The 22,217-nt window shown below is 61.9% G+C and carries 20 protein-coding genes; 13 read left to right on the top strand and 7 right to left on the bottom strand.

What is annotated here, in order from left to right; translation table 11 throughout:
- The first annotated feature begins 191 nt into the window (after positions 1–191).
- Entirely contained in the window at positions 192–1,079 is an 888-nt protein-coding gene (yegS, locus tag QYE47_RS21640) for a lipid kinase YegS (RefSeq protein ID WP_053868121.1), read from the top strand.
- Here the strand turns inward: yegS and QYE47_RS21635 are convergent.
- The 3 genes from QYE47_RS21635 to QYE47_RS21625 form a co-directional block, all read right to left on the bottom strand.
- On the bottom strand, positions 1,063–1,722 hold the full coding sequence (locus tag QYE47_RS21635; RefSeq protein WP_019437645.1) for a response regulator transcription factor: 660 nt from the start codon (positions 1,720–1,722) through the stop codon (positions 1,063–1,065). The two genes, yegS and QYE47_RS21635, sit on opposite strands and share 17 nt — an antisense overlap.
- Complete coding sequence (locus QYE47_RS21630) at positions 1,712–2,608, bottom strand: sensor histidine kinase (protein WP_070384157.1); 897 nt, start codon at positions 2,606–2,608, stop codon at positions 1,712–1,714. Before QYE47_RS21630 ends, QYE47_RS21635 begins: the two co-directional genes overlap by 11 nt.
- Before the next feature lie 366 nt (positions 2,609–2,974).
- The gene (locus tag QYE47_RS21625; protein ID WP_026031879.1) at positions 2,975–3,484 is read right to left on the bottom strand and encodes a hypothetical protein; all 510 of its coding nucleotides are present in this window, start codon (positions 3,482–3,484) and stop codon (positions 2,975–2,977) included.
- A gap of 351 nt (positions 3,485–3,835) precedes the next feature.
- Here QYE47_RS21625 and QYE47_RS21620 point away from each other — a divergent pair, with 351 nt between their 5' ends.
- Positions 3,836–4,771, top strand: a complete 936-nt coding sequence (locus tag QYE47_RS21620; protein WP_014591786.1) for a chemotaxis protein CheV — start codon at positions 3,836–3,838, stop codon at positions 4,769–4,771.
- Positions 4,772–4,826: 55 nt separating this feature from the next.
- Positions 4,827–5,630 (top strand): MOSC domain-containing protein, encoded by an 804-nt coding sequence (locus tag QYE47_RS21615; protein ID WP_014591785.1) that lies wholly within the window; start codon positions 4,827–4,829, stop codon positions 5,628–5,630.
- 111 nt (positions 5,631–5,741) lie between these two features.
- Here the strand turns inward: QYE47_RS21615 and QYE47_RS21610 are convergent, their stop codons facing one another.
- Entirely contained in the window at positions 5,742–7,667 is a 1,926-nt protein-coding gene (locus QYE47_RS21610; RefSeq protein WP_019436904.1) for a transglycosylase SLT domain-containing protein, read from the bottom strand.
- Positions 7,668–7,887: 220 nt separating this feature from the next.
- Here QYE47_RS21610 and QYE47_RS21605 point away from each other — a divergent pair, with 220 nt between their 5' ends.
- Complete coding sequence (locus QYE47_RS21605; protein WP_014591783.1) at positions 7,888–9,816, top strand: ATP-binding cassette domain-containing protein; 1,929 nt, start codon at positions 7,888–7,890, stop codon at positions 9,814–9,816.
- A gap of 107 nt (positions 9,817–9,923) precedes the next feature.
- On the opposite strand, the gene QYE47_RS21600 is transcribed toward QYE47_RS21605, so the two are convergent.
- On the bottom strand, positions 9,924–10,364 hold the full coding sequence (locus QYE47_RS21600) for a universal stress protein (protein ID WP_014591782.1): 441 nt from the start codon (positions 10,362–10,364) through the stop codon (positions 9,924–9,926).
- Between the two features lie 110 nt (positions 10,365–10,474).
- Between QYE47_RS21600 and QYE47_RS21595 the strand changes: the two genes are divergently transcribed.
- From QYE47_RS21595 to QYE47_RS21565, 7 genes are all read left to right on the top strand, one after another.
- Positions 10,475–10,912: a hypothetical protein gene (locus tag QYE47_RS21595; RefSeq protein ID WP_003248762.1), complete on the top strand. Its 438-nt coding sequence runs from the start codon at positions 10,475–10,477 to the stop codon at positions 10,910–10,912.
- 616 nt (positions 10,913–11,528) lie between these two features.
- Entirely contained in the window at positions 11,529–13,676 is a 2,148-nt protein-coding gene (fadB, locus tag QYE47_RS21590; RefSeq protein ID WP_014591781.1) for a fatty acid oxidation complex subunit alpha FadB, read from the top strand.
- A gap of 31 nt (positions 13,677–13,707) precedes the next feature.
- The gene (gene fadA, locus QYE47_RS21585; protein WP_010953128.1) at positions 13,708–14,883 is read left to right on the top strand and encodes an acetyl-CoA C-acyltransferase FadA; all 1,176 of its coding nucleotides are present in this window, start codon (positions 13,708–13,710) and stop codon (positions 14,881–14,883) included.
- A 75-nt stretch (positions 14,884–14,958) separates the two neighbouring features.
- Positions 14,959–15,210, top strand: coding sequence for a DUF1653 domain-containing protein (locus QYE47_RS21580; protein WP_003248769.1), 252 nt, complete (start codon positions 14,959–14,961; stop codon positions 15,208–15,210).
- 100 nt (positions 15,211–15,310) lie between these two features.
- Entirely contained in the window at positions 15,311–17,920 is a 2,610-nt protein-coding gene (gene topA / locus QYE47_RS21575; RefSeq protein ID WP_014591780.1) for a type I DNA topoisomerase, read from the top strand.
- A 189-nt stretch (positions 17,921–18,109) separates the two neighbouring features.
- On the top strand, positions 18,110–18,625 hold the full coding sequence (locus QYE47_RS21570; protein WP_003248773.1) for a DUF6586 family protein: 516 nt from the start codon (positions 18,110–18,112) through the stop codon (positions 18,623–18,625).
- A gap of 50 nt (positions 18,626–18,675) precedes the next feature.
- Positions 18,676–18,909, top strand: a complete 234-nt coding sequence (locus tag QYE47_RS21565; protein ID WP_003248777.1) for a hypothetical protein — start codon at positions 18,676–18,678, stop codon at positions 18,907–18,909.
- Between the two features lie 50 nt (positions 18,910–18,959).
- On the opposite strand, the gene sulA is transcribed toward QYE47_RS21565, so the two are convergent.
- Positions 18,960–19,436 (bottom strand): SOS-induced cell division inhibitor SulA, encoded by a 477-nt coding sequence (gene sulA, locus QYE47_RS21560; protein ID WP_014591779.1) that lies wholly within the window; start codon positions 19,434–19,436, stop codon positions 18,960–18,962.
- 13 nt (positions 19,437–19,449) lie between these two features.
- Positions 19,450–20,058, bottom strand: coding sequence for a transcriptional repressor LexA (gene lexA, locus QYE47_RS21555; RefSeq protein ID WP_010953131.1), 609 nt, complete (start codon positions 20,056–20,058; stop codon positions 19,450–19,452).
- Positions 20,059–20,273: 215 nt separating this feature from the next.
- Between lexA and QYE47_RS21550 the strand changes: the two genes are divergently transcribed.
- Positions 20,274–20,981, top strand: a complete 708-nt coding sequence (locus tag QYE47_RS21550; protein ID WP_010953132.1) for a TetR/AcrR family transcriptional regulator — start codon at positions 20,274–20,276, stop codon at positions 20,979–20,981.
- Positions 20,982–21,170: 189 nt separating this feature from the next.
- On the top strand, positions 21,171–22,169 hold the full coding sequence (gene nagZ / locus QYE47_RS21545) for a beta-N-acetylhexosaminidase (RefSeq protein WP_172830957.1): 999 nt from the start codon (positions 21,171–21,173) through the stop codon (positions 22,167–22,169).
- Positions 22,170–22,217: the final 48 nt, after the last annotated feature.

The following is a 22,217-nucleotide window of genomic DNA, read 5'->3' as shown; positions in this document are numbered from 1 at the left end:
ACTGCCGGGCGCGTCCATGGCAATAGGGGTATTTTCTGAGCATAGCCGGGATTGCCAAGTGTGGAAAAAATGACCGGCGACGCGATCAGTTGCCGGCGTGGCGCCGGCCCAGTGTTTTTTCCAGGGCATGCAACGATCCGGGCGGGCCAGTGGTCGAGATAGGGGGTGGTCCATTTTACGGAGACGCATACATGCAAGGGCGCAAGGCAATGCTGGTGCTGCACGGCAAGCAGGCGATGAACGAAGACGTGCGCAGCGCCGTGGGCGACCTGCGCGATAGTGGCTGGGTGCTGGACGTACGGGTTACCTGGGAGGCGGGCGACGCCCAACGGCTGGTCGCCGAGGCACTGGCAGCGGGCTACAGCCATATCGTCGCCGGTGGCGGGGACGGCACGTTGCGTGATGTGGCTGAGGCAATGGGCCTGGCTGCTGCTCAAGCCAGCCTGGCCTTGTTGCCCTTGGGGACGGCCAACGATTTTGCCAAAGCCGCTGGCATCCCCTTGGAGCCGGCACCGGCGCTGGCCTTGCTGAATGTCGCGCCACAACCGATAGACCTGGGGCAGGCTGGCGATCAGCTGTTCCTCAATATGGCCACGGGTGGCTTTGGCAGCCAGGTCACTGCCAATACCTCCGAAGACCTCAAGAAAGTGCTGGGCGCTGCGGCTTACCTGTTCACCGGGTTGTCCCGCTTCAGTGAGCTACAGGCGGCTTCGGTGGAGCTACAGGGGCCGGGCTTCCATTGGCAAGGGGATTTGCTGGCGCTGGGTATCGGCAATGGCCGACAGGCTGGGGGAGGGCAGGTGCTGTGCCCCGAAGCCATGGTCAACGACGGTTTGCTTGACGTCGCTATTCTGCCTGCCCCACAGGAAGTGGTGGGGGCTCTGCGGGACCTGTTGGGTGGTGACGGCCTGTTCGTTCGGGCCAGGCTGCCATGGGTCGAGATCAAGAGTTCGCAAGGGTTGGACATCAATCTCGATGGCGAGCCGTTGCAGGCTGCCAGCCTGCGCTTTCAGGCAAGGCCGGCGGCGTTGCACCTGCACCTGCCGGCCGGGTCGCCGTTGCTCAGTCATCCAGGCTGATGATTTTTTCGCGTACGGCGAACAGCACCAGGCCGGCCACGTCGTGAATCTGCAGGCGCTTCATGATTTGCGAGCGGTGAGTTTCCACGGTCTTGATGGACAGGCCCAGGCCCCCAGCGATCTCCCGGGTGGACTTGCCGCGCACGATCAGGCGCAGGATCTCAAGTTGCCGTGAAGTCAGATTATGCCGTTCGCCAGCGCTTGGCTTGCCTTGTTGGGTGTGCCGCAGCGCCTGGTTGATGACGGTGTGGGCGATGGCCGGGCTGAGGTAGCGCTCACCGTGGCGGACGGCACCCAGCGCCTGTTCCAGCTCGTTGGCGCTGGTATCCTTGAGCAGGTAGCCGTGGGCGCCGCTTTCCAGGGCCCGCATGATCAGGTCCGGGTCGGTGTGCATGGACAGGATCAGCACCTTGCAGGTACTGCCGCTGGCCCGCAGTTGGGTGAGGGCGTCCAGGCCACTGGTCGAACGCATGGAGATGTCCAGCAAGATGATGTCGGGCGCCAGTGCGCGCACCTGGTCCAGTAGCTGGTTGCCGTCGTCGGCTTCGCCGACCACGTCATAGCCGGGGATGTCGCAGACCAGTGCGCGCACCCCGGCGCGGATCAGCGAGTGGTCATCTACCAGCAGTAGTCTACAGGTCATGGTTGATAATACTCCTGGCGCGTTGCTGGGTGCGCGGGGACCACGGGAACATCGCTTCGATCTGCGTGCCTCGGCCAGGCTGACTGGTGATCTCGAGGCTGCCCTGCAGCGCGATTACCCGCTCCTGCATGCCGGCCAGGCCGCGCTGACCGGCCTCGGCCGGGTGCCGGGCAGGGGCGAAACCACGACCATCGTCGTGGATCGACAGCGCCAGCCCCTCAGGGGTGCGTTGCAGGCGGATGACCAAGTTGTGTGCCTGGGCGTGGCGCAGCATGTTGGTCACTGCCTCCTGGGTAATACGGAACACTGCCATGGCCACGGCTTCGTCGATGCCGCCCAGGCGCTGGTTGCACGCCAGGCTCCAGTGCACGCCGCTGCTGGCCAGGGTGCGTACCAGGTGTGCGCGCAGGCTGGCTTCCAGGCCAAGGCTGGCCAACTGCCGGGGGTTGAGCAGCGCGGAAACATCGCGCACGTTACCGAGGGTGTCATCCAGCGTGCTGTGCAGGGCGTCGCAGTGCCCCTGCAACTCGTCGGGCATGCGCCGTTGCAGCCACTGCAGTTGCAGCTTGGCAGCGGTGAGCAGTTGACCGATGTCGTCGTGCAGTTCCCGGCCCAGATGCTGGCGCTCGTCTTCTTGCACCTTGAGCATGCGCTCGGCCAGCTCGGCGGGGCGCAGGTGGATCGATCTGGCGCCCAGGCCCAGTTGTACAACAGCCCCCAGCGTGGCGACCAACTGCAGCACCAGCAGGCTGGCCGGGATTGTCTGGTTGGCCAGGTACAGCGCCATGTTGGCAACCAGTGAGGCCACGCACAGCCCGACTGTTGCCCAGCGCAGCACGGCGGCGCGGGAGCAGCAATGCAAAGAAGTCTTCAAGCGTGGAAACATAGGTAGGGAGGCCACTGAAGTATTGCTGATGGAGGCCTTGCACAATGCTGCTCAGAGGCTTTGGCGCAGTACTTTCGTTGTTTTTTTGAACACGTATTCTTGCCACCGTTGTTCCGGTCGCAAGCGTTTGTGGGGGCGCATATTACCACTTTGCATTGCATCGGTCGCGGCCGGGTAACGCGTTGAAACGCCTACTGGTCGGGCGCTTTCGGGTAGCAAAGTGCCACCCTTTAATCGCGCTGTACCCACTTGTGCTGTAACTAGCGCGGCAATGATTCAACGGCATGCACCGAAAGCCTGGTGAACTTTCAAAGTTCGACCATGGTCGGGTTTCAATAAAGTTGCTTAGTTGCACTTTGCGTCAGGTTAATGCATGCGGTTAGAGCGGTTGGGGAGAGTGCCGGTTGCCGCGTCACTGTGCGGGTGAATACACGCGTTGCCTTCTTCATCGCAGGACGCACAGGCTGGCGCAAAGGGGGGTTGTACGACCTTGGCCAATTCACCCAGCAGCACCAGTTGCTCGCCGATGTCCAGGTTCAGCCGCCCTGTACGGCTATCGACCAGCTCCAACTGCCAGGCCAGCAAGGTCAGGCACGCCCCTATCGCGGGTAGGGCTTCACGCTGCAGGCAGCCACCGTGACAGGCCGGGGCGAGCAACTGTTGCAGGGCGGTGGTGTAGTGGGCAACTTCACGCAGGCCCAGGCGCGTAGCTTGACGGGCGATAGTGTCGAGGGTGTTGTTCAGGCAACTGCAGGCATCCGGGTCATTGTCTATAAGCTCCAGATGCTGCAGGCATTCCTGGGCCTGGGTCAGCAGTACCTGGGCATCCAGCAGAAAGCCCTGCAGGGCGTCATCGAACGATAAGGCAGTGTCCATCATCATATCCCCGCGCGTGGGGTAGGCGCAGGGGGCGGGCACGCCGAAACGATAGCTAGCAAAAGCCTGACTCCATTCATGCAATGAGAATGGCGTCACATTAATGGCTAAAGGATATCGCGAACATCAGGTTGCACCCGATTGCTGCTAAGGGTTTCCCTGATCAACGGCTAGGGTAGGGAACTTTTGTCGTGCCCCTGATTTGCCCCGGCGTGTCGGCAGTAAAGCATGATGGTAAAGTGATATCAATTATCCGCGCGGCATTTTCCTGCAAGGGTCAAGGTGTGCGTGAAGCCGCCGATACAGGGTAGATGACTTCACCTTTTACGACTCAAGCCTGGGGGCTTTCCAATGGCTGGCATTCTCGACACGGTAGACCAACGCACACAACTGGTGGGTGAGAACCGCCTGGAAATTCTGATGTTTCGCCTGGCCGGTCGCCAGCTGTTCGCGATCAACGTGTTCAAGGTGCAGGAAGTACTGCAACTGCCCAAGCTGACCCTGATGCCCCAGCGCCACGCCTATGTCTGCGGTGTGGTCAACCTGCGTGGGCAGACCCTGCCGGTGATCGACCTGTCCCAGGCGATCGGTATGCGCCCGCTACAGCCGGGGCCGGACAGCACCATCATCGTCACCGAATACAACCGCTCGGTGCAGGCCTTCCTGGTGGGCGGTGTCGACCGCATCGTCAACATGAACTGGGAGTCGATCATGCCGCCGCCTTCCAGTGCCGGTCGCCAGCACTACCTGACTGCCATCACCAAGGTCGATGAGAAGCTGGTGGAGGTGATCGACGTGGAAAAGGTGCTGGCCGAGATCGTGCCCTACAACGCCCGGGTCTCTGGCGACAAGCTCGCCGACCCAGTGCTGGCCCGCGCCCGCGGCCGCGAAGTGCTGCTGGTGGACGACTCCAGTGTGGCCTTGGCGCAATTGCGCGATACCCTGTCCCAGCTGGGCATGAAGCTGCATGTGGCCAGTGATGGCCTGAAGGCGCTGCGCATGCTCAAGGCTTGGGCCGACGCCGGCGAGGACGTGTGCGAAAAGCTGCTGATGGTGTTCACCGATGCAGAAATGCCGGAGATGGACGGCTATCGGCTTACCACCGAGATCCGCAGCGATGCCCGTCTGCGCCAGCTCTATGTGGTGCTGCACACTTCGCTGTCGGGCAGTTTCAACGAATCCATGGTGAAGAAGGTGGGCTGTGACAACTTCCTTTCCAAGTTCCAGCCTGATCGCCTGGTCGATGTGGTCAAGCAGCGCCTGCTGCTGGATACCACCGCTGCGTGAACGTTGTGCCGGCCAGGTATAAGCTTGGCTTTTGGCATGAAGCGAGGCAGCAGGGATGTTTCTCAGTGAGTTGTATCGATACCCGGTGAAGTCGGGGCAGGCGCAAAGCCTGAAGGCATCACCGGTGGGGTTGCTGGGGTTGCAAGGCGACCGGCGCTGGATGGTGGTCGAGGAAGAAAACGGACGCTTCCTGACCCAGCGTGCCTGGCCACAACTTGGCCAGATCGACGCGAGCGATGACGACAGCGGCCATTTGCTGCTGCAAGCCCCTGGACAGGCGCCGTTGCGGGTGCCAGTGCCGCCTGCCGATGACGCCCTGCGCGGCGTGACGATCTGGCGCGATACCCTGCGTGTGCCGGACGCTGGCGATGCCGCGGCGGCCTGGTTGAGTGAGTTGCTGGGCAAAGCCGTACGCCTGGTACATTGCCCGGAGCAGCGTGCGCGTTACCTGCCCAATGGATACGGCTTCAACAGTGACCGTGCGGCGTTTCCGGATGGTTTCCCCTTGCTGCTGATTGGGCAGGGCTCGCTGGATGAGCTTAACCGGCGTATTGGCCGCCCCATGTCGATGCGGCGCTTTCGGCCCAACCTGGTGGTGCAGGGCGCGGAGCCGTTTGCCGAGGATGGCTGGAAGCGGATTCGCATCGGCAGCTTGGTGTTTCGCGTGCTCAAGCCCAGTGTGCGGTGCATCTTCACGACCATCGATCCAGCCACCGGGGAGCGCAGCGCTGACCGTGAGCCGATGGTTACGTTGAAGACTTTCCGCGAAAAAGAAGGCGACGTGCTGTTCGGCCAGAACCTGGCTGTGGATGGCAGTGGGTGGCTGGAGGTGGGGATGGAAGTAGAAATCCTGGAATAGGTGTGTTGCCTGTGCCGGCCTCTTCGCGGGTGAACCCGCTCCTACAACGACCGCGTAACCCTTGCAGGAGCGGGTTCACCCGCGAAGAGGCCGGTTCAGGCTCAACAGCAATCACATGTCATCGAAATACCGTTCATGCCAATCCACCAGTGGCTGCGGTGAATTCAGCTTCTGCCCGTATATCACTGAATACGACAGCACGTTCTGTACATACTGGCGCGTTTCGTCGAACGGGATCGACTCCACCCACACATCGAAGCTCAGGTGCTTGGCCCCTTTGAGCCACTGTCGAACGCGCCCGGGCCCGGCGTTGTAGGCTGCCGAAGCCAGCACCCGGTTGCCGTTGAACTGGCTGTGTACCTGGCTCAGGTAGGCCGCACCCAGCTGGATGTTCTTGTCCGGGTTCAGCACTTGCGCCGGTGAGGCCAGCGGGATGTTGAACTTGCGTGCGGTTTCCTTGGCGGTGGCCGGCATCAGTTGCATCAGGCCGCTGGCGCCCACGGGTGAGCGTGCGTCTTCCATGAAGGCGCTTTCCTGGCGAGTGATGGCGAATACCCAGCTCGAATGCAGGCCGCGAACCTTGGCTTCACGCACCAGCGTGTCGCGGTGGGCCATGGGGAAGCGGATGTCCAGGTCGTCCCAGTACCGGGCCTGGCTGATGGTGCGGATGGCCGGGAAGTACCAGCGCAGCTCATAGCCCAGGCGTGCCTGTGCAACCATTTCGTCACGGGTGAAGTGGCGGCTGACGTGGTACCACTCACGACGGCCGTCGACGATCTGACCGCGGGCGTGGAATTCCAGTGCGCGCTGGATGCCGGGCGTGTTGCGAACCTTCTTGACCAGCTGGGGGCTCAGCAGCAGCGGCTTGTTGTTCAGCTGGTACGGTGTTTGTGACCGGTCGGCGGCGAGGAAGCCATAGAAGTCACGCTCACGCGCTGCGGTCTTGTACAGCAGCGGGATCTGCGGGTTGTTGGGCTGTGCCAGCTCCAGGCTGCGAGCCTGCCAGTACTTCCAGCGGCTGGTGCTGGCCAGGTCCTGGGGAAGGCGCTTGGTCAGCTCGTAAGCGTCCTCCCAGCGGCCCAGGCGCAGCAGCAGGCGAAGGCGCCATTCGCTGACAGTGTTGTCACGCAACTCGGGGTCATAGCGGGTCATCAGGTCGAGCGCGCGTGGGTCGTAGCGGCGCGCGAGGGTCAGGCCGATTTCGCGGGCGATGGCCACCTTTTCGTCACGCGAGAAGTGCATGCGCTGGGCGTAATCGTCGAGCAGTGCCATGGCCCGCTCCGGGTTCTGCCGGGCCAGGCGACGAAGGCCGAGGCTGACCACGTCGGACATGGCCTCGTTGACCGGGGTAAAGCGCGACGGCTGGTTGAGCAGCTCGGGCTTCTGCGCGACGTCGACCAGCAGGCGCCCCTGCGGGCCGAGGGTGGTCAGGGTCTTGACCAAGGTGTTGGCCAGGCCGTAGTTGCGTGCCTGGGCTGCCAGCTTGGTGCGTTCCCAGCGCTTGGCCTCGGTCAGCTGGCCTTCGGCTGCCCACATGCCGAACAGCGTGTCGCAGGCGGCAGGTTGCGATTTGCCGACGTTCCACAGCTTGTCGGCGGTGGCGTAACCTTCGGCGCGCAAGCCGTGGCTGAGCTGGTATTGGCCGTTGAGGCAGTCCAGTTCGGTGAAGTTGAGCTTGGGGTCGTAGTACTTGACGAAGGTATCCCACTCGCCGCGTTCGGCCAGCCAGCGCAACCAGCGCAGTTTCATCCAGTTGGCCTGGGGCAGGTCGCCATGCTTGGCCAGGAAACCTTCGATTTCCTGGTTGCTGGCGCTTTTCAGGCGGGCGGTGAGTTCGTCGTAGGCCAGGTAGGGCGTCAGCGGGTAGTCGCTCAACGCCTGGGCATAGCGCAGGTACGGGCCTTTGTCGCCTTTGGCCAGCGCTCGCTTGGCTTCGTCATAGTACTGGCGTTGCAGGGTCAGGTCGGTGGCCTGCGCCGCGCTGGTGGCAGCGGTAAGCAGCAGGCAGGATGCGATATGTAACAGGCGGCTGCGCATGATACGTCCGGGCAGTTGAACCATGGGAAGTGTCGGCGGAGCCAGCACTGTTGAAAGCTATTGCCTTAGCTTAGCTGTTTGCCGGCCGTGGGTGAAAGCACTGTGCTTGTATCGGGATATTAAGTTCGACCAGATGTCGCCAGGTGCCCACCGGTTGGCCTGGCGGATGCCGTCGGGGGCCAAGTCAGGTAGAATGCGCGCCCGATTTATGGAGACGAACATGACCCTGCTCAAATTCAGCGATGTGTCCCTCGCATTCGGCGCCATGCCGCTGCTGGACAAAGTGTCCTGGCAGATCGCTCGTGGCGAGCGGGTGTGCATCATCGGCCGCAACGGCACCGGCAAGTCGAGCATGCTGCGCCTGGTCAAGGGCGAGCAGAAGGGCGACGACGGCGAAATCTGGCGTGCGCCTGGCCTGAAGATCGGTGAGTTGCCACAGGAACTGCCGGTGGCCGACGAGCGCACGGTGTTCGACGTGGTAGCCGCTGGTCTGGACGGCGTGGGCGAGTTGCTGGCGCAGTTCCACCACCTGAGCATGAACATCCAGGGCGATGAAGACCTGGAAAAACTCATGCACGTCCAGCACGAGCTGGAAGCCCGCGACGGCTGGCGCCTGCAACAGGTGGTGGAAAGCACACTCAGTCGCCTGCAACTGCCGGCCGACAAGACCCTGGCCGAGCTGTCCGGTGGCTGGCGCCGCCGCGTACTGCTGGCCCAGGCGCTGGTGTCCGAGCCCGACCTGCTGCTGCTCGACGAACCGACCAACCACCTGGACATCGGTGCCATCGCCTGGCTCGAAGAGGCCCTGCGTGGCTTCAACGGCGCGGTATTGTTCATCACCCACGACCGTTCGTTCCTGCAGAACCTGGCCACCCGTATCCTCGAACTGGACCGCGGCGGCCTGATCGACTGGAACGGTGACTACGCCAGCTTCCTGGTGCACAAGGAGGCCGCACTGGCCGCCGAAGAAACCGCCAACGCGCTGTTCGATAAGCGCCTGGCCCAGGAAGAAGTGTGGATTCGCCAGGGCATCAAGGCCCGCCGTACTCGCAACGAAGGCCGCGTGCGTGCACTGAAGGCCCTGCGTGTAGAGCGTGGCGAGCGCCGTGAACGACAGGGCAAGGCCAACATCCAGATCGAAGCCGCGGATAAATCCGGCAAGCAGGTGATGGTGTTGGAAAATGTCAGCTTCCATCACGCGGACGGGCCCCTGCTGGTCAAGGACTTTTCCATGGTCCTGCAGCGCCAGGATCGCATCGGTCTGCTGGGCGCAAACGGCACTGGCAAGACCACGTTGCTCAAGATGATGCTGGGCGACCTTGAGCCCACTGCGGGCAAAGTGGAGCGCGGCACCAAGCTTGAGGTGGCCTATTTCGACCAGATGCGCCACCAGCTCGACCTGGAAAAGACCGTGATCGACAACCTGGCTGAAGGCCGTGATTTCATCGAGATCGATGGCCAGAACCGCCACGTGCTGAGCTACCTGGGCGACTTCCTGTTCAGCCCCCAGCGCGCGCGTACGCCGGTCAAGGCGTTGTCGGGTGGTGAGCGTGCACGGTTGCTGCTGGCCAAGCTGTTCAGCAAGCCGGCCAACCTGCTGGTGCTCGACGAACCGACCAACGACCTGGACGTGGAAACCCTCGAGCTGCTGGAAGAGGTGCTGTCCAACTACAAGGGCACCGTGCTGATGGTCAGCCACGACCGGGCCTTCCTCGACAACGTCGTGACCAGCACCCTGGTGTTCGAAGGCGAGGGCAAGGTGCGTGAGTATGTGGGCGGTTACGAGGACTGGATTCGCCAGGGCGGCTCGCCGAAGCTGCTGGGTGTGACCGAGAGCAAGGGTGGTAAGTCTGCACTCAACAGCGCGGTGGTGGAGAAGGTCGAGGCCAAGCCTGAGCCTGTTGCGGCGCCGGTGGTGGAAGAAGCTTCGAAGAAGAAGCTCAGCTACAAGCTGCAGCGTGAGCTGGAGATGCTGCCGGGGCAGATCGATGAGCTGGAGCAGCGTATGGCTGAAGCCCAGGAAGAAGTGAATGCGGCGGGCTTCTATCAGCGGCCGATTGCAGAAACTTCGGCGGTGCTGGCACGGATCGAGAAGCTGCAGGGTGAGCTGGATGTCTTGGTGGAGCGCTGGGCTGAGCTGGAAGGCTGATTGGCGTTAGCCTGTTCCGCCTTCTTCGCGGGTAAAGCCGCACCTGGAGGGATTGTCATACCCTCGCAGGTGCGGGCTGGCCCGCGAAGAGGCTGGCTCAGGTCCAGTCAATCCTTCTTCAGCAAGCGTACCGCCAGCACGTCACACGGCGCACCGTGCAGCACATCGTTGGCCGTGGAGCCCAGCAACAATGCCAGGCCGTGACGGCCATGGCTGCCGACAACGATCAGGTCGCACTTCTGGTCCTTGGCCAACTGGTGGATTTCCTGGCGAGGCTGGCCGTAGGTCAGGTGCGAGTCGCCGCGGTTGATTTCCGGGTATTTGTTGAACAGCCGGTCCATGCGCTCCTTGGCCTGGTCGAACTGCTGCTGTTGCAGCTGCGACAGGTCCATCGGTACGTCACCGCCGAAGGCCATGGCCATCGGCTCGACGATGTGCACCAGGGATACCTTGGCTTTCGAAGGCTCTGCCAGCGCCATGGCGCGCTTGATCACCGGGTCGCATTCTTCGGTCAGGTCGACGGCGACCAACAAATGTTCGTATTGCATGAGCGGTACTCCTGACAATCGCGATAGAAGAAGTATGGTCGCTTTAGGGCGGGTCTACCGTGAAAAATGGCTAACCAGCTCATTTGCAACGCTTTATGGGAACTACTGATATGACGGTATTGCTGGTGGTGTCAATCCTTGCGCTGATTCTCAGTCCGCTTTCCTGGCTGCGCAGCTCGCGCAAGCAGAGCGAGCAGATGAAGTTGCGCCTGGAGGCGCGGCGCATGGGTTTGGCCATGCAGCTGGCGCCGCAGCAGTGGCCGCACTGGCTGGAAAAGGAGCCGCCAAGCCCTTGCCCGCAGTATCACCGAGCCCGGCGCCGTGGGCATGAGGACAGCTTCAGCTTCTGGCAGGTCAGCCCTGGGGTGTGGTGGAACCAGTGGCGCGAACCCTGCGAAGACCCACGCTTCATGGGCGCCTTGTCGCGTTTGCCGGCGAGTGTGTACAAGGTCGAGGCCGATGCGCGGATGATTGCCCTGTACTGGACCGAGCGCGGCGATACTGCTGTGTTGCAGGATGTTGCCTACGCCCTCGAAACCTTGGCTTGAGCGCCGCCCATGCGCGCCCCCGGTAGGCGCGGATTCGCCTGCGAACACCGGCAGAGCCGGTGCCAAACTGCGCGGTGCCTGCTTCGCGGGTAAACCCGCTCCTACGGGGGGGCGGCGTCCAGGCTGGTCAATCTGTTCTGTAACGACAAAGCGGCGGCTCGGCATAACCCCGAAGGGGTGGGGTGCCAAGTCGCCGCTTTGCGTTCTGCTGCGCAGAAAAGGCCAGGCAGGCCGGGTTATTCATTCAAGCAAGTGCCAGTGTAGTCGCCTTGGCTTGTCGCGCAAGCGCAAAGCAATCAGCCAATGATTGTGGTCAATCGCTGACATGAATGACCGGCGATCACTGTCATCATGTTTTGTACCCGCACGATAGAAAATGACTGGAAAGTCGCGTTTTCGCCATGCTCGTGAGCATTTGACAACGCCCATCTTTTCGGAGAATGTGTGCACACCCAAATCAAACGGGCGTATGAATTGAGCGTTTGTATGTCATGACGCCAAGCCATACGTCCGACTAGCGCGCTGACGGGTGTGCCTGGGGCAAGGCAGCTTAGGCCTGCTTCTGCTGCAGCGATCGGCGTGTACAGTTCAGCTTCCATATCGTGGAGATCAGTTGATGATTTACGAAGGTAAAGCCATCACGGTTAAGGCTCTTGAAAGTGGCATCGTCGAGCTCAAATTCGACCTCAAGGGTGAGTCCGTCAACAAGTTCAACCGCCTTACCCTGAACGAGCTGCGCCAGGCCGTCGATGCCATCCGGGCCGATGCTTCGGTCAAGGGCGTGATCGTCAGCAGTGGCAAGGACGTGTTCATCGTCGGCGCCGACATCACCGAGTTCGTCGACAACTTCAAGCTGCCTGAGGCCGAACTGGTCGCTGGCAACCTGGAAGCCAATCGCATCTTCAACGCCTTCGAAGACCTCGAAGTGCCGACCGTGGCTGCCATCAACGGCATCGCGCTGGGCGGCGGCCTGGAAATGTGCCTGGCGGCCGACTACCGGGTCATGTCCACCAGCGCCAGGATCGGCCTGCCGGAAGTCAAGCTGGGTATCTACCCGGGCTTCGGCGGTACCGTGCGCCTGCCGCGCCTGATCGGCTCGGACAACGCCATCGAGTGGATCGCCGCCGGTAAGGAAAACCGTGCCGAAGATGCCCTGAAAGTGGGGGCCGTCGACGCCGTGGTCGCCCCTGAGCTGCTGCTGGCCGGTGCCCTCGACCTGATCAAGCGTGCCATCAGTGGCGAGCTGGACTACAAGGCCAAGCGCCAGCCGAAGCTGGAAAAGCTCAAGCTCAATGCCATTGAGCAGATGATGGCCTTCGAGACTGCCAAGGGCTTCGTCGCTGGCCAGGCCGGCCCGAACTACCCGGCCCCGGTCGAAGCGATCAAGAGCATCCAGAAAGCCGCCAACTTCGGTCGCGACAAGGCCCTGGAAGTCGAAGCCGCAGGCTTTGCCAAGCTGGCCAAGACCTCGGTCGCCGAGAGCCTGATCGGCTTGTTCCTGAACGATCAGGAACTCAAGCGCAAGGCCAAGGCGCATGACGAGATCGCCCACGACGTGAAGCAGGCCGCCGTGCTCGGCGCCGGCATCATGGGCGGCGGTATCGCCTACCAGTCGGCGGTCAAAGGTACGCCGATCCTGATGAAAGACATCCGCGAGGAAGCCATTCAGCTGGGTCTGAACGAGGCCTCCAAGCTGCTCGGCAACCGCGTCGAGAAGGGCCGCCTGACCCCGGCCAAGATGGCCGAGGCCCTCAACGCCATTCGCCCGACGCTGTCCTATGGCGATTTCGCCAATGTCGACATCGTCGTCGAGGCTGTGGTCGAGAACCCGAAGGTCAAGCAAGCGGTACTGGCGGAAGTGGAAGGCCAGGTGAAGGACGATGCGATCCTCGCTTCCAACACCTCTACCATCTCGATCAATCTGCTGGCCAAGGCGCTCAAGCGCCCGGAAAACTTCGTCGGCATGCACTTCTTCAACCCGGTGCACATGATGCCGCTGGTTGAAGTGATCCGTGGCGAGAAGTCCAGTGACGTGGCGGTCGCCACCACCGTGGCCTACGCCAAGAAGATGGGCAAGAACCCGATCGTGGTCAACGACTGCCCGGGCTTTTTGGTCAACCGCGTGCTGTTCCCGTACTTCGGTGGTTTTGCCAAGCTGGTCAGCGCCGGTGTCGACTTCGTGCGCATCGACAAGGTCATGGAAAAGTTTGGCTGGCCGATGGGCCCGGCCTACCTGATGGACGTGGTCGGCATCGACACCGGTCACCATGGCCGTGACGTCATGGCCGAAGGCTTCCCGGATCGCATGAAGGACGAGCGCCGCTCGGCGGTCGACGCGTTGTACGAGGCCAACCGCCTGGGCCAGAAGAACGGCAAGGGCTTCTACGCCTACGAAACCGACAAGCGCGGCAAACCGAAGAAGGTCTTCGATGCCACCGTGCTCGACGTGCTCAAACCGATCGTGTTCGAGCAGCGTGAAGTCACTGACGAAGACATCATCAACTGGATGATGGTCCCGCTGTGCCTGGAGACCGTGCGTTGCCTGGAAGACGGCATTGTCGAAACCGCCGCCGAAGCTGACATGGGCCTGGTCTACGGCATTGGTTTCCCTCCCTTCCGCGGTGGTGCGCTGCGTTACATCGACTCGATCGGTGTGGCCGAATTCGTCGCCCTGGCCGATCAGTATGCCGACCTGGGGCCGCTGTACCACCCGACCGCCAAGCTGCGTGAAATGGCCAAGAACGGCCAGCGCTTCTTCAACTGAGCGGTCAACGAGCTAGAGCGAGAGATTTGATATGAGCCTGAATCCAAGAGACGTGGTGATTGTCGACTTCGGTCGCACGCCAATGGGCCGCTCCAAGGGTGGCATGCACCGCAATACCCGCGCTGAAGACATGTCGGCGCACCTGATCAGCAAACTGCTGGAACGCAACGGCAAGGTCGACCCGAAAGAAGTCGAGGACGTGATCTGGGGCTGCGTCAACCAGACCCTGGAGCAGGGCTGGAACATCGCCCGCATGGCTTCGCTGATGACCCCGATCCCGCACACCTCTGCGGCGCAGACCGTCAGCCGCCTGTGCGGCTCGTCCATGAGCGCCCTGCACACTGCTGCCCAGGCGATCATGACCGGTAACGGTGATGTGTTCGTGGTGGGTGGCGTGGAGCACATGGGCCACGTCAGCATGATGCACGGCGTCGACCCCAACCCGCACCTGTCCTTGCATGCCGCCAAGGCTTCCGGGATGATGGGCCTGACTGCAGAGATGCTCGGCAAGATGCACGGCATCACCCGTGAGCAGCAGGACCTGTTCGGCTTGCGCTCGCACCAGCTGGCCCACAAGGCCACGGTCGAAGGCAAGTTCAAGGACGAGATCATCCCGATGCAGGGCTACGACGAGAACGGCTTCCTGAAGGTGTTCGATTTCGACGAAACCATTCGCCCGGAAACCACCCTCGAAGGTCTGGCGTCGCTCAAGCCTGCGTTCAACCCGAAAGGCGGTACGGTCACGGCCGGTACCTCGTCGCAGATCACCGACGGCGCCTCGTGCATGATCGTCATGTCCGGTCAGCGTGCCATGGACCTGGGTATCCAGCCATTGGCGGTGATCCGTTCGATGGCAGTGGCCGGTGTCGACCCGGCAATCATGGGTTACGGCCCGGTGCCATCGACCCAGAAAGCCCTCAAGCGTGCGGGCTTGACCATGGCCGATATCGACTTCATCGAGCTCAACGAAGCCTTCGCTGCACAGGCCCTGCCCGTGCTGAAAGACTTGAAAGTGCTCGACAAGATGGATGAGAAGGTTAACCTGCACGGCGGCGCCATTGCTTTGGGCCACCCGTTCGGTTGCTCCGGGGCGCGGATTTCCGGCACCCTGCTTAACGTCATGAAGCAAAATGGCGGTACGTTGGGTGTTGCGACCATGTGCGTCGGCCTGGGCCAAGGTATCACCACTGTCTTCGAACGCGTCTGATCGCGTAGCGGGACAGCAGCCGGGGCCTAGTGCCCCGGTTTTGTTTTTTCAGGTTTTATTCAGGAGGTGTGCAACATGCAGATACAACCAGGCGTATACCGGCATTACAAAGGGCCTGAGTACCGTGTCTTCAGTGTTGCGCGGCACTCCGAAACCGAAGAGTGGATGGTGTTCTACCAATGCCTGTATGGTGATTACAGCTTCTGGGTACGTCCCCTGTCGATGTTCCAGGAGTCCGTCGAATTTGACGGCGAGCAGGTGCCACGCTTTGCTTTGGTCAAGGCCGAAGAGGGGCTGCCCGGGTTGCTGGGCAAGTCGCACGCGTGATCGTCCGAGCTTGACCTCACACTTTTGCCACTATATATAGCGGTGCCGCGTCTGGCACTTGGCGCGTTTTTTATCTTCAGATTCAGGAATACTCCGATCCATGGGCAAATCGCTGGTCATTGTGGAATCCCCGGCCAAGGCCAAGACCATCAACAAGTACCTGGGCAACCAGTACGTGGTGAAGTCGAGTATCGGCCATATCCGAGACCTCCCCACCAGCGGTTCGGCCAGCGCGAGCAAAGAGCCGGCCGCCAAGCGTGGCAAGGCTGCGGGTGAGGCGCCGGCGCTTTCGCCGAAAGAGAAGGCCCGCCGTCAGCTGGTGGCACGCATGGGCGTCGACCCCGACCATGGCTGGAAGGCCAAGTACGAGATCCTGCCTGGCAAGGAAAAGGTGATCGAAGAGCTGCGCCGCCTGGCCAAGGATGCCGACACCATCTATCTCGCAACCGACTTGGACCGCGAAGGGGAAGCCATTGCCTGGCACCTGCGCGAGGCCATTGGGGGTGACGACACCCGCTACAAGCGCGTGGTGTTCAACGAAATTACCAAGAAGGCCATTCAGGAGGCCTTCTCTCAGCCAGGCGAGCTGGACATCGACCGGGTCAACGCCCAGCAGGCGCGGCGTTTCCTCGACCGCGTGGTCGGTTACATGGTTTCGCCGCTGCTGTGGGCAAAGATTGCCCGTGGTCTGTCCGCTGGCCGTGTGCAGTCGGTAGCGGTGAAGCTTGTGGTAGAGCGCGAGCGTGAAATCCGCGCGTTCATCCCGGAAGAGTACTGGGAGATCCACGCCGACCTCGGCACCGCCAAGAACGCCAAGGTGCGTTTCGAGGTGGCGCGCGAGAAGGGCGAGGCCTTCAAGCCGCTGAATGAAGCTCAGGCCATGGCTGCGCTGGAAAAGCTCAAGGCTTCCAGCTACAGCGTGGTCAAGCGTGAAGACCGCCCGACCAGCAGCAAGCCATCGGCACCGTTCATTACTTCTACCTTGCAGCAAGCGGCCAGTAACCGCCTGGGCTTCGGTGTGAAGAAAACCATGATGATGGCCCAGCGCTTGTACGAAGCGGGTTACATCACCTACATGCGTACCGACTCGACCAACCTGTCGGCTGACGCCCTGGATATGGCACGCAGCTACATCGAACGGGAGTTCGGCAAGCAGTACCTGCCGGAGGCGCCACTGGTTTACGGCAGCAAGGAGGGCGCCCAGGAGGCGCACGAAGCGATTCGGCCTTCTGACGTGAATACCCACCCGACCAAGCTCAGCGGCATGGAGCGTGACGCCGAGCGCCTGTACGAGCTGATCTGGCGCCAGTTCCTGGCGTGCCAGATGCCGCCAGCGCAGTACCTGTCCACCAGCGTTACCGTCGCTGCCGGCGATTTCGAGCTGCGCGCCAAGGGCCGCATCCTCAAGTTCGACGGTTACACCCGTGTGCTGCCACAGCAGAGCAAACCGGGCGAAGACGATGTGCTGCCAGAGATGGTGCAGGGTGAAGCACTCAAACTGATCCAGATCGACCCGAGCCAGCATTTCACCAAGCCACCTGCACGCTTTACCGAAGCCAGCCTGGTCAAGGAAATGGAAAAGCGCGGTATTGGCCGCCCATCGACCTACGCGGCGATCATTTCCACCATCCAGGACCGTGGCTATGTGACGCTGCACAACCGCCGCTTCTACTCCGAGAAGATGGGCGACATCGTCACCGAGCGTTTGTCGGAGAGTTTCTCCAACCTGATGGACTACGGCTTCACTGCCGACATGGAAGAGAACCTCGACGACGTGGCCCAGGGCGAGCGTGACTGGAAGAACGTGCTCGACGAGTTCTACGGCGATTTCAGCAAAAAGCTGCAGACTGCCGAGTCCAGCGAAGACGGCATGCGTGCCAACCAGCCGACCATGACCAACATTCCGTGCAAGGAATGTGGTCGGCCGATGATGATTCGCACGGCCTCTACAGGTGTGTTCCTGGGTTGCTCTGGCTACAGCCTGCCGCCGAAAGAGCGCTGCAAGGCTACCGTCAACCTGGTGCCGGGCGACGAGATTGCCGCTGACGACGAGGGCGAGTCGGAATCGCGCGTGTTGCTGGGCAAGCACCGTTGCCCGATCTGCGCCACGGCGATGGACGCCTACCTGCTGGACGAGAAACACAAACTGCACATCTGCGGCAACAACCCGGATTGCGCCGGTTACGAGATCGAAGAAGGCAACTACCGCATCAAGGGTTACGAAGGGCCGAGCCTGGAGTGCGACAAGTGCGGTAGCGAGATGCAATTGAAGACCGGCCGTTTCGGCAAGTTCTTCGGCTGCACCAACCCGACGTGCAAGAACACCCGCAAGCTGCTCAAGAGCGGCGAGGCGGCGCCACCGAAGATGGACAAGGTGGACATGCCGGAGCTCAAGTGCGAGAAAGTCGACGATACCTACGTGCTGCGCGACGGTGCTTCCGGGTTGTTCCTGGCTGCCAGCCAGTTCCCCAAGAACCGCGAAACCCGTGCGCCGCTGGTGATGGAAATTGTGCCGCACAAGCATGAGATCGACCCGAAGTACCACTTCCTGTGCGATGCGCCGCAGAAAGACCCGGATGGCCGCCCGGCGGTGATTCGCTACAGCCGCAAGACCAAGGAGCAGTATGTGCAGTCCGAGGTCGATGGCAAGCCGACCGGCTGGAAGGCGTTCTACGACGGTAACGCCTGGAAGGTTGAAGACAAGCGCTGATCCATCGGTGCTGTAATGTGGGGCCGCTTTGCGGCCCTTCGCGGGCTTGCCCGCTCCCACCAGTACAGCGCCACATTCAAGGGCGGCGCGATACCTGTGGGAGCGGGCAAGCCCGCGAAGGGGCGCAAAGCGGCCCCAATCATTTATGATGCAGATATCCGCCTTGTAGCCTTATGGGAGGGCACTGAAATGGCCCAGGAACTCTACACCCGTACCAACCAGAAACTGTTCTTCGCCGGCCTCGCCCTTGAGTCCATGGCCAAGGCGGAACAAAGCCAGGCCATGAATGCCCAAGGCCTGGTTCAGGCTGAGCGCGAGTCGGCGCTGTTCCACCTGTATGGTGCTCTGTTGGGGCTGTGCCATGAGATCGGGGGCTTTTACCGCCTGCCGGTTGTCGCAACGGTGGAGCAAGCCCTGGCTGACGATGCCCTGAACGGTATCGCCATCCCGGAGGTGGCCGAGTTGCTGGAGCTGGCCCGTCAGCGGGAAACCTGGCTGGCGCAAATGCTCGGTGCTTATGCCGATTTGTTCCGACCGCCGGTCGCCAGAAAAGCGCCGAAAACCGACGTTACCCAGCCCCTGATTCAAGCTGTCAATCTTGATGAGCCTGAGCATCCAGCGCTGTCGCGTGCCGAGCTGGAAAGCTGGCGCAATGACCTTAAAAGTTTGGTGAGACGTTTCCGTGACGCGTTGAGTGAGTGCTGATAGCCGCAACGGCTGGTACAATAATCGCCTTTCGCGGAGAACTGCCATTTATGTCTACGTCTTTTCTGGAAATTGTCGAGTTGCCTGACGGCCGCATCGAACTTCGTCGCGCCGAGGATGAGGGCTCTCTGGTAACCCTGGATTTCTCGGAAGACGCCAAGGTGTTCCTGCAGGGTCAGCATGTGGAAGTGGCCAAGGCCATGCTCAGTGTGGGTGTGCAGATGGCCGGTCGCCTGATGGATGGCGAACTCGAGCGTGATGAAGGGCCGCGTGTGCTGCACTGAGTGTGCAGCAGCGTATCAGGCTATTTGAAGTGACAGGCAAAGCCTGAACATCAGCCGAGGCGGATGTTCAGGCTTTGTGCGTTTCCGGCACTGGCTGCACGTAGCAGTTGCTGGCGTGCAGTGGCATTGACGTTGCCCAGCCAGCTCACCACGGTGTGGCTGAGGCCCAGGTGCAAAGCCTCACAGGCCAGTTGCAGCGCGCTTTGATTGCTGCGGGGTTGCAGCAGCAGAATACGTTCACGGTTGAGCCCGGCATCGCGCAGCCAGGCATGGGTCAGGCTTGGCGGTGGGGCGATCAGGGTCAGCCAGCGGGTCTCGTCCTCTTCGCTCAGTTCGCGCAGCACGGGTGCCAGCAGGCTTTGGCAGTGGCCAGGGGCACCGCGCAGCGACAGTTCGCTGAACAGCTCGGGCTGACTGCTCTTGCGCGCCGGTTCCCTGGCTTTCAGGCCAGGCAGCACAGGCTGGGCGAGGAATGCTTCGAACAGGGGCAACTGGGCTTGCTCGGGTGCGTGAATGAACTGCTGCATGACGCCTCCTGGATCAGCGGCGAATAACGCCGACGCTCAAGCCCTCAATCACCAGCTCCTGTTCTTTCAGGTCGACTTCGATGGGGGCGAATTCGGGGTTTTCGGCAAGCAGCCAGACTTTGCTGCCTTCGCGCTTGAAGCGCTTGACGGTGACTTCGTCACCGATACGCGCTACCACGATCTGGCCGTTGCGGGCTTCACGGCAGGTGTGCACAGCCAGCAGGTCACCGTCGAAGATGCCGACGTCCTTCATGCTCATGCCGTGTACACGCAGCAAATAGTCGGCTTGGGGGTGGAAGAAGGCAGGGTTGATGTTGCAGGATTGCTCGATGTGCTGTTCGGCAAGAATCGGCGCACCGGCAGCGACCCGGCCGATGATGGGCAAGCCGGCTTCTTCGGCCTTGGCTTCCAGGCCAGGGATGCGGATGCCGCGGGAAGCGCCCGGCGTCATTTCGATCGCGCCCTTGCGGGCAAGGGCCTTGAGGTGCTCCTCGGCGGCATTGGGCGACTTGAAGCCCAGCTCCTGAGCAATCTCGGCGCGAGTAGGCGGGAAGCCGTTGTCTTCCAGGCAGCGCTTGATGAACGCGAGAATTTCGGCTTGGCGTGGCGTCAGTTTCAACATGGTAAGCGCTCTGTCTTTTTGTACAGTGACTGGGATTATATACAGTACTGGGTGCGCTGCAAGCCAAAAGGCGCAATAAACAGAAGAGGTGGCGCTTGCAGTGGGCCGGCTGGCGCTTTTAAATGGCGACCGCCCAGTCATGGAGCCTTGACAGAAGCAGGGCTGAAACGTATGTTTCAAACACCTGTTTGTCTGACGGAGTAGTCGGAGTAGTCATGGCCCAATCGGAAACCGTTGAACGCATTCTCGACGCTGCCGAGCAGCTGTTCGCGGAAAGGGGGTTCGCCGAAACCTCGTTGCGGCTGATTACCAGCAAGGCCGGGGTCAACCTGGCGGCAGTCAACTATCATTTTGGCTCCAAGAAGGCGCTGATCCAGGCTGTTTTCTCGCGTTTCCTTGGCCCATTCTGCGCCAGTCTCGAGCGTGAACTGGAGCGCCGCCAGGCCAAGCCGGAACACAAGCCCAGCCTCGAAGAACTGCTGGAAATGCTCGTAGAGCAGGCGCTGGCCGTGCAGCCGCGCAGCAACAACGACCTGTCGATCTTCATGCGCCTGCTGGGCCTGGCATTCAGCCAGAGCCAGGGTCACTTGCGGCGCTATCTGGAAGACATGTACGGCAAGGTGTTCCGCCGCTACATGCTGCTGGTGAACGAGGCTGCGCCACGCATTCCGCCACTGGAACTGTTCTGGCGTGTGCACTTCATGCTGGGTGCCGCGGCCTTCAGCATGTCCGGTATCAAGGCCCTGCGGGCGATTGCCGAGACCGACTTCGGCATCAACACCTCGATCGAGCAGGTGATGCGCCTGATGGTGCCGTTCCTGGCGGCAGGCATGCGCGCTGACAGCGGTGTGACCGACGAGGCGATGGCCACTGCGCAGCTGCGCCCGCGAACAAAGACCGGTTCGGCTACCGCCAAGGCCTGAAGGCTGGGCGTGGCGGGGCGCTTCCGATAAGCTAGCGCCCATGCCCGATTTCGATCTACTTCGCATCACCCTTGCTGACCAGTGCCTGTATGGCTCCGCCTGTGGCCAACGGCGCGTGTCTGCCGGTGTCTGCTGCCCCCCGGTGGGCCTCTCTCTGTCTTCAATGAAGGATTACCCATGACTGTCAGCCTGCAAGGCTCCCTGATGGTGGATATCGCCGGTAAATGGCTGACCGCCGAAGACCGTCAACTGCTTCGCCAGCCGGAAGTGGCTGGCCTGATCATCTTCGCCCGCAATATCGACAACCCGCGCCAGGTGCGCGAACTGTGCGCGTCCATCCGCGCCATTCGCCCCGATCTGATCCTGGCAGTGGACCAGGAAGGCGGGCGCGTACAGCGTCTGCGCCAGGGCTTTGTGCGCCTGCCGGCCATGCGTGCGCTGGCCGATAACGACAATGCCGAGTACCTGGCTGAGCAGTGCGGCTGGCTGATGGCGACCGAGGTACTGGCGGTTGGCCTGGACCTCAGCTTCGCTCCGGTGCTCGACCTGGACCACCAGCGCAGCGCCGTGGTGGGCAGCCGCGCCTTCGAGGGGGACCCGCTGCGGGCAACGCGCCTGGCCGGCGCGTTCATCCGTGGCATGAATGCGGCGGGTATGGCCGCGTGTGGCAAGCATTTCCCGGGGCATGGCTGGGCCGAAGCCGATTCGCACGTGGCCATCCCCACCGATGAGCGCAGCCTGGAACAACTGCGCCAGGCCGACCTGGTGCCGTTTACCCGCCTGAGTGGGCAGCTGGCGGCAGTGATGCCGGCGCATGTCATCTACCCGCAGGTTGACAACCAGCCCGCTGGCTTCTCGCGGCGTTGGTTGCAGGACATCCTGCGTGGCGAGCTGGGCTTTGACGGTGTGATCTTCAGTGATGACCTGTCGATGGCCGGTGCGCATGTGGTTGGCGATGCAGCCAGCCGTATCGAAGCGGCGCTGAGCGCCGGTTGTGATATGGGCCTGGTGTGCAATGACCGGGCGGCGGCGGAGCTGGCACTGAGTGCAGCGCAGCGCATGAAGGTCAAGCCGTCGCCGCGGATTGCGCGGATGCGTGGGCAAGGGTTTGCGCGAACCGATTATCGCCAACAGCCGCGCTGGCTGGAGGCGTTGGGGGCGTTGAAGGAAGCTCAGCTGGTCGATTGACTGCGCGGGCCTGTCCGTTCCCGCAAGTCGGGTTTGTCCGCGAATACG

Origin of the sequence: Pseudomonas sp. 2,4-D, from assembly GCF_030418155.1 — a bacterium.
Taxonomy (GTDB): Bacteria; Pseudomonadota; Gammaproteobacteria; order Pseudomonadales; family Pseudomonadaceae; genus Aquipseudomonas; species Aquipseudomonas alloputida.
Note: the sequence above shows the minus strand (reverse complement) of the source record. Positions and strands in the feature narration are given on the sequence as shown.

Coding starts and splice junctions, on each gene's coding strand:
- yegS (WP_053868121.1), top strand. CDS start 192: ATGCAAGGGCGCAAGGCAATGCTGGTGCTGCACGGCAAGCAGGCGATG.
- QYE47_RS21635 (WP_019437645.1), bottom strand. CDS start 1,722: ATGACCTGTAGACTACTGCTGGTAGATGACCACTCGCTGATCCGCGCC.
- QYE47_RS21630 (WP_070384157.1), bottom strand. CDS start 2,608: ATGTTTCCACGCTTGAAGACTTCTTTGCATTGCTGCTCCCGCGCCGCC.
- QYE47_RS21625 (WP_026031879.1), bottom strand. CDS start 3,484: ATGGACACTGCCTTATCGTTCGATGACGCCCTGCAGGGCTTTCTGCTG.
- QYE47_RS21620 (WP_014591786.1), top strand. CDS start 3,836: ATGGCTGGCATTCTCGACACGGTAGACCAACGCACACAACTGGTGGGT.
- QYE47_RS21615 (WP_014591785.1), top strand. CDS start 4,827: ATGTTTCTCAGTGAGTTGTATCGATACCCGGTGAAGTCGGGGCAGGCG.
- QYE47_RS21610 (WP_019436904.1), bottom strand. CDS start 7,667: ATGCGCAGCCGCCTGTTACATATCGCATCCTGCCTGCTGCTTACCGCT.
- QYE47_RS21605 (WP_014591783.1), top strand. CDS start 7,888: ATGACCCTGCTCAAATTCAGCGATGTGTCCCTCGCATTCGGCGCCATG.
- QYE47_RS21600 (WP_014591782.1), bottom strand. CDS start 10,364: ATGCAATACGAACATTTGTTGGTCGCCGTCGACCTGACCGAAGAATGC.
- QYE47_RS21595 (WP_003248762.1), top strand. CDS start 10,475: ATGACGGTATTGCTGGTGGTGTCAATCCTTGCGCTGATTCTCAGTCCG.
- fadB (WP_014591781.1), top strand. CDS start 11,529: ATGATTTACGAAGGTAAAGCCATCACGGTTAAGGCTCTTGAAAGTGGC.
- fadA (WP_010953128.1), top strand. CDS start 13,708: ATGAGCCTGAATCCAAGAGACGTGGTGATTGTCGACTTCGGTCGCACG.
- QYE47_RS21580 (WP_003248769.1), top strand. CDS start 14,959: ATGCAGATACAACCAGGCGTATACCGGCATTACAAAGGGCCTGAGTAC.
- topA (WP_014591780.1), top strand. CDS start 15,311: ATGGGCAAATCGCTGGTCATTGTGGAATCCCCGGCCAAGGCCAAGACC.
- QYE47_RS21570 (WP_003248773.1), top strand. CDS start 18,110: ATGGCCCAGGAACTCTACACCCGTACCAACCAGAAACTGTTCTTCGCC.
- QYE47_RS21565 (WP_003248777.1), top strand. CDS start 18,676: ATGTCTACGTCTTTTCTGGAAATTGTCGAGTTGCCTGACGGCCGCATC.
- sulA (WP_014591779.1), bottom strand. CDS start 19,436: ATGCAGCAGTTCATTCACGCACCCGAGCAAGCCCAGTTGCCCCTGTTC.
- lexA (WP_010953131.1), bottom strand. CDS start 20,058: ATGTTGAAACTGACGCCACGCCAAGCCGAAATTCTCGCGTTCATCAAG.
- QYE47_RS21550 (WP_010953132.1), top strand. CDS start 20,274: ATGGCCCAATCGGAAACCGTTGAACGCATTCTCGACGCTGCCGAGCAG.